Origin of the sequence: Victivallis sp. (genome assembly GCF_048170485.1) — a bacterium.
GTDB lineage: Bacteria > Verrucomicrobiota > Lentisphaeria > Victivallales > Victivallaceae > Victivallis.
This window is the reverse complement of sequence record NZ_DBEXAY010000186.1, coordinates 1-6,183: the sequence shown is the minus strand read 5'-3', so window position 1 is coordinate 6,183 and position 6,183 is coordinate 1. Positions and strand designations below refer to the sequence as shown.

Sequence of the window (6,183 nt, the reverse complement as noted above, 5' to 3'; positions counted from 1 at the left end):
AAAAATCAAAAAACATCTCTGTCGATATTCAACGCTCCGCTGATTAATTTTTCCAATTCCTGCGAACCACATCATGTATTTGGAACTCCTCGAAGAAAGCAACGTTTCGAGGAAGGCACTCCGGTTGCGGAATCCGGTCATAGTCTTCGCCCTTGTCGTACGGAAAACCGCGGCCGGTTCCGGCGGCCTCCTCAAAAGTCCGCATCGCCGATAAAATTGCTCCGCCGTCTTGAAAAAACAGCGTTTTGCCGGTATATTCTACTTTTGTATATGCAATTTTCATCTGCGGTGAAGGATTTGGTATGAAACTCGGATTCGACAGCGAGAAATATCTGGAGGAACAATCCCAGGCGATCCTGGAACGGGCCGGTAAATTCGACGACAAACTCTATCTGGAATTCGGCGGGAAGCTGATCTGCGACTTCCACGCGGCACGCATCCTGCCGGGGTTTGATCCCAACGCGAAAATCAGACTGCTCCAGAAACTCAAGGACAAGGTCGACATCGTCATCTGCATCTACGCCGGCGACATCGAACAGAAAAAAATGCGCGCCGACTTCGGCCTCTCCTACGATACCGACACCATGCGCACCATCGACGACCTCCGCGACTGGGGGCTCGACGTCAAGGCGGTCGTGGTCACCCGCTACCAGAACCAGCCCTCCGTGCGCACCTTCATGAACAAACTCTCCCGCCGCGGCATCAAAGTCTATACCCACCGCCCGATCGAAGGATATCCGACCGAGGTCGAAACCATCGTCAGCAGCCGCGGATACGGCGCCAACGCCTACATCGAAACCGACCGCCCGATCGTCGTGGTCACCGGCCCCGGTCCGAATTCCGGGAAGATGGCCACCTGCCTCTCGCAGGTTTATCACGAGTTTCAGCGCGGCATCCGCGCCGGATACGCCAAATTCGAAACCTTCCCGGTCTGGAATCTGCCGCTCAACCACCCCGTCAACATCGCCTACGAGGCGGCGACCGCCGACCTGGCCGACGTCAACATGGTCGACCCCTTCCACCTCGAAGCCTACGGAGAGACGGTGGTCAACTACAACCGCGACGTCGAAATCTTCCCGGTCGTCAAGCGGATCTGCGCGCGGATCATGGATCCGGAACAGCTCTACCGCTCCCCGACCGACATGGGGGTGAACCGGGTCGGCTTCGCCATCACCGACGACGAAGTGGTGCGGCAGGCCTCCATTCAGGAGATCATCCGCCGCTACTTCCGCTACATGTGCGACTATGCGACCGGCGCCGCCGACAAGGGCGCCATCGACCGGGTCAAGCTCCTGATGGACGATCTCGGCGTCACCGAACTCGACCGCCGGGTGGTCGCCCCCGCCCGCGACGCGGCGAAAGCCGCGGAAAAACAGCCGGACAAAGGCAGCGACAACATCTACTGCGGCGCCGCGCTCGCACTGCCGGACGGCACCATCATCACCGGCAAGAACTCCCCGCTTCTCCACGCCGCCTCGAGCTGCATTCTGAACGCGATCAAATATCTCGCCAAGCTCCCGGACGACCTGCCGCTGATCTCCCCGGAGGTGATCGATTCGCTCGGCATGCTCAAGAAGAACATCTTCAAGAGCAAGGGGATCAGCCTCGATCTGGCGGAGACGCTGACCGCGCTCAGCGTCTCAGTGCCGTCGAATCCGGCCGCACGCCTGGCCATGCGCAAGCTCGCGAAACTCTACGGCTGCGAAATGCACATCAGCCATCTGCCGACCGCCGGCGACGAATCCGGGCTGCGCAAGCTCGGCATCAATTTGACCAGCGAACCGAGGTTCACCAGTCGCAACCTTTTCATGGAGTAGGAAGTATGGCATTCCCGATCAACACCGAGGAAGCGAAGGCGGGGCAGCTGCCCCTGCCCTCCCCCCTCGACCGCCCCCGCGGCGGGAGAGTCGGTTCCGCCGTCGAGTGGAACAACATCAGGCGTCCGGAGATTCTCGACGACTTCACCCGCCTCATGTACGGCGCTCTGCCGCCGCGCCCGGAGTCGGTCCGCTTCGAGCTGCGCCGCGAACTCTCCGGCGCACTCGGCGGCATCGCGAAACGACGTGAAGTCAGAATCCACCTTGCCAACGATGGCAAAACCCATTTCGTCGATGTTCTCTGGTATCTGCCGCTCCACGCGGAGAAGCCGGTTCCGGCGATTGCCGGGCTGAACTTCCCCGGGAATCACGCGGTCAGCACCGAGCCGGACGTCTACCCGACCGAAACCTCCCGCCTCACCCAGCCGGCGGAGCGGGGTGCGGGCGCTTCCCGCTGGCCTTTTTCGGAACTGATCCGAAACGGTTTCAGCGTCATCACCGCCAACCGGGGCGATCTCTTCCCCGACCGGGCGGACGGGCGGGCGGAAAGCGTCTGGAAACTCTTCCGCACGCCGGAGGAGCTGACGCCGGAACAGCGCGACTGCACCGCGATCAGCGCCTGGGCGTTCGGCTGCATCCTGCTGCTGGAACTGCTCGAGAGCGAACCTTTGATCGACCGGAAACGGATCTGGCTGCACGGCCACTCCCGCCTCGGCAAGACCGCGCTCTGGGCGGCGGCCAACGATCCCCGCTTCGCCGGAGTGGTCAGCAACGACTCCGGCTGTTGCGGCGCGGCGCTCAGCCGCCGGAATTTCGGGGAGCACATCTCCTACATCACCGAGACCTTCCCCTGGTGGTTCCGGAAGGTGCTCGATTCCTATGCCGGGCGCGAAGCGGAACTCCCCTTCGACCAGCACTTTCTGATCTCCCTTATCGCGCCGCGGCCGGTGCTGGTGGCGAGCGCCACCGAGGATCTCTGGGCCGATCCGCGCGGCGAGTTTCTGGCGGCGAAGGCGGCGGGCGAGGTCTACCGTCTCTTCGGCGCGGCGGGGCTGGGGGAAGAGGCGGAGTTTCCGCCACCGGACCGGCCGCTGTACGGCGACGGGGTCGGCTACTATCTGCGCACCGGCAAACATGACGTCACCCTTGCCGACTGGCAATTTGTTCTGCAATTCATTGAAAAGTCAACCAACTGTTCCAACTAACCATAGAGAGGTGAATGATGGAAACACTCAATCGCAAGCTTCTGCCGTCGATCCACACGCCGGGCCTGGAAATCGGTCCTCAGAAGGAGTATCCGGTCAAGGTCATGCAGTTCGGCGAAGGCAACTTCCTGCGCGCCTTCATCGACTGGATGATCGACAAGTCCAACGAAGCGGGCAAGTTCAACGGCATGGTCCAGCTGGTTCAGCCGCTGCCGCAGGGAACCGCCGACCTCATCAACGCGCAGGACGGCCTCTACACGCTGATCCTCCGCGGCATGGAGAACGGCGCCCCCGCCGAATACAAGCGCATCATCACCTGCGTCAAGGGGTGCCTCAAGACCGACAGCGACTGGGAGGCGATCGTCAAGTGCGCCGTCTCGCCCGATCTGCAGCTGGTCTTCTCGAACACCACCGAAGCGGGCATCGAATACAAGCCGGAACCCTACACCCCCGGCAAAACGCAGGTCACCTACCCGGCCAAGCTCACCAGTCTGCTCTTCGAGCGGTTCAAGGCGGGGCAGAAGGGGCTGGTGCTCGTCCCCTGCGAACTCATCGACAAGAACGGTTCGACGCTGCGTGACTGCATCCTCCGCTACGCCGCCGACTGGAAGCTCGGCGCCGGATTCGAGAACTACGTCAAGGAGGAGTGCGCCTTCATGAACACGCTGGTCGACCGCATCGTCGCCGGATATCCGCGCAACGAGGCCGCCGACTGGTGCAACAAGCTCGGCTATCAGGACAACCTGATCGACTGCGGCGAAATCTTCCACCTCTTCGTGATCGAAGGCGATGAGAAGTACCGCGCGGTGATCCCCTTCGCCGAAGCCGGTCTCCACGTCGTCTGGACGAAGAACCAGACCCCGTACCGCAGCCGCAAGGTCCGTTTCCTCAACGGCGGACACACCTCGAGTGTCCTGGCCGCCTATCAGGCCGGATTCGACTTCGTCGATCAGATGACCGGCGACAAGCTCTTCGGCAAATATCTGCGGACCGCACTCTTTGAAGAGGTGTTCCCGACCGTCCAACTCCCCGACGACGAGAAGAAGGCGTTCGCCGAATCGATCATCGAGCGCTTCCTCAACCCCTTCGCCAACCACCAGCTCATCTCGATTTCGCTCAACTCGATTTCGAAGTGGCAGGTCCGGGTGCTGCCGTCGCTGATCGACTACGAGAAGATCAACGGCAAGCTGCCGAAGGTGCTCGCCTTCAGCTTCGCCGCACTGCTCAGCTTCTATCGCGGCACGGTTGACGCGGCGGGCAACTGGTCCGGCAAGCGTGCGGCGGGCGCGTATCCGATCCGCGACGATGCGGAGAAGATCGCCTTCCTCAACGCCGAATTCGACCGCCTGAAGCAGAGCGGCGACTACGAGGCGTTCATCCGCACGGTGATGGCGCGCACCGACTTCTGGGGCATGGATCTCAACACGATTCCGGGCTTCACCGCCCGCGCCGCCGCCGACCTCCGTTCGATTGACGAGCTCGGCATCACTCCCGCGGTCGAGAAACTCCTGGAGAAATAACCATGGCCGAAGCTCCGCGCTACCTCAGAATCGGACGGACCGACAACGTCGCCGTCGCGCTGACCGACCTCGCCGCCGGGGAACACTGCTGTGTCGACGGGCTCGAGGTCACCCTCTCCGGAGCGGTCGGGCGCGGCCACAAGTTCGCGCTGAAAGCGATTCCGGCGGGGACGGCGGTCATCAAGTATGACATGCCGATCGGCGAAGCGACGCGCGACATCGCTCCCGGAGAGTTCGTCCACACCCACAACCTCAAGACCCGGCTCGCGGGGGAACTGGAGTACACCTACAATCCGGTGCCGCCCGCTCCGCTTCCGGCGACGGAGGCGGGCCGGACCTTCCTGGGATTCCGCCGCGCCGACGGCACGGTCGGCGTGCGCAACGACCTCTGGATCATTCCGACGGTCGGCTGCGTCAACAAGCTCGCGGAGAATCTCGCCCGCGACTTCGAACGGCAGCTGCCGCAAAGATCGGTCCGGCGGGTGCTGGCGTTTCCGCACCCCTACGGCTGTTCGCAGCTCGGCGACGACCACGAAACCACCGCGAACATGCTCGCCGCGCTGGCGAAGCACCCCAACGCCGGCGGCGTGCTCATCGTCGCGCTCGGCTGTGAGAACAACACGCTCGAGAGCTTCCAGAAGCGGCTGGGGGACTGCGACCGTTCGCGCATCCGCTTTCTGAAAGCGCAGGAGGACGGCAGTGAGTACGACGAGGGTCTGAAACTGCTGGCCGAACTCGCGGAACAGGCGGCGAAACTCGAACGCGAACCGGTGCCGGTTTCGGAACTCAAGGTCGGGTTGAAGTGCGGCGGCTCCGACGGGCTCTCCGGCATCACCGCGAACCCGCTGATCGGCCGCTTCTCCGACCTGCTGACGGCGGCGGGCGGCACCTCGGTGCTGACCGAAGTGCCCGAAATGTTCGGCGCGGAGACACTGCTGATGAACCGTTGTTGCAACCGCGACGTCTTCGAACGTTGCGTCAAGATGGTCAACGACTTCAAGGCCTACTTCATCCGCCACGGGCAGGTGGTTTACGAGAACCCCTCCCCCGGCAACAAGGCCGGCGGCATCTCGACGCTGGAGGAGAAATCGCTCGGCTGCACCCAGAAGGGCGGCACCGGCGAAGTGGTCGACGTGCTCGGCTACGGGGAATCGCTCCGCACCCCGGGGCTCAATCTGCTCTCCGGCCCCGGCAACGACATGGTTGCCACGACGGTGCTGACGGCGGCGGGCGCCCAGATCGTGCTCTTCAGCACCGGGCGCGGCACGCCGTTCGGCGGACCGGTTCCGACGGTGAAGATCGCCACCAACCACGAACTGGCCGAACGGAAGCCGAACTGGATCGATTTCGACGCCGGTGTGCTGGTTCGCGGCGGCGTCACGCTCGAGGAGCTCGGCAGGGAGCTGTTCGACTACGTGATCCGGCTCGCTTCGGGCGAAGTCGAGGCGCGCAACGAAACCTACCGCTATCAGGAGATCGCCATCTTCAAGGACGGCGTCACCCTCTGAACCGGGAAAAAGGACGGGCCGCGGTGTTCCCCATCGCGGCCCGTTTTGTATCGGGCTCCTTACCGGAAAAATTATTTTCATTTTTACAACATATCAAACTAGCCGGAATTCCGGCAGAGCAACCGCCATTCCT

5 protein-coding genes are annotated in these 6,183 nt (G+C 62.7%); 4 read left to right on the top strand and 1 reads right to left on the bottom strand.

Annotated features, from left to right (window positions below; genetic code table 11):
• Positions 1 to 43: 43 nt before the first annotated feature.
• A complete protein-coding gene (locus ACMLHG_RS09785; RefSeq protein WP_417170368.1) occupies positions 44 to 283 on the bottom strand; it encodes a hypothetical protein in 240 nt (79 codons plus the stop codon).
• Positions 284 to 302: 19 nt separating this feature from the next.
• On the opposite strand from ACMLHG_RS09785, the gene ACMLHG_RS09780 reads away from it, so the two are divergent.
• The 4 genes from ACMLHG_RS09780 to ACMLHG_RS09765 are packed head-to-tail and all read left to right on the top strand — an operon-like array spanning position 303 to position 6,050.
• Positions 303 to 1,817, top strand: coding sequence for a DUF1846 domain-containing protein (locus ACMLHG_RS09780; protein ID WP_417170367.1), 1,515 nt, complete (start codon positions 303 to 305; stop codon positions 1,815 to 1,817).
• Between the two features lie 5 nt (positions 1,818 to 1,822).
• Positions 1,823 to 3,022 carry a hypothetical protein gene (locus ACMLHG_RS09775; protein WP_295812838.1) on the top strand — a complete coding sequence of 400 codons (1,200 nt, stop codon included), beginning with the start codon at positions 1,823 to 1,825 and terminating at the stop codon, positions 3,020 to 3,022.
• Between the two features lie 14 nt (positions 3,023 to 3,036).
• Positions 3,037 to 4,542, top strand: a complete 1,506-nt coding sequence (locus ACMLHG_RS09770; RefSeq protein ID WP_417170366.1) for a tagaturonate reductase — start codon at positions 3,037 to 3,039, stop codon at positions 4,540 to 4,542.
• A 2-nt stretch (positions 4,543 to 4,544) separates the two neighbouring features.
• Entirely contained in the window at positions 4,545 to 6,050 is a 1,506-nt protein-coding gene (locus ACMLHG_RS09765; RefSeq protein WP_417170365.1) for a UxaA family hydrolase, read from the top strand.
• Positions 6,051 to 6,183: the final 133 nt, after the last annotated feature.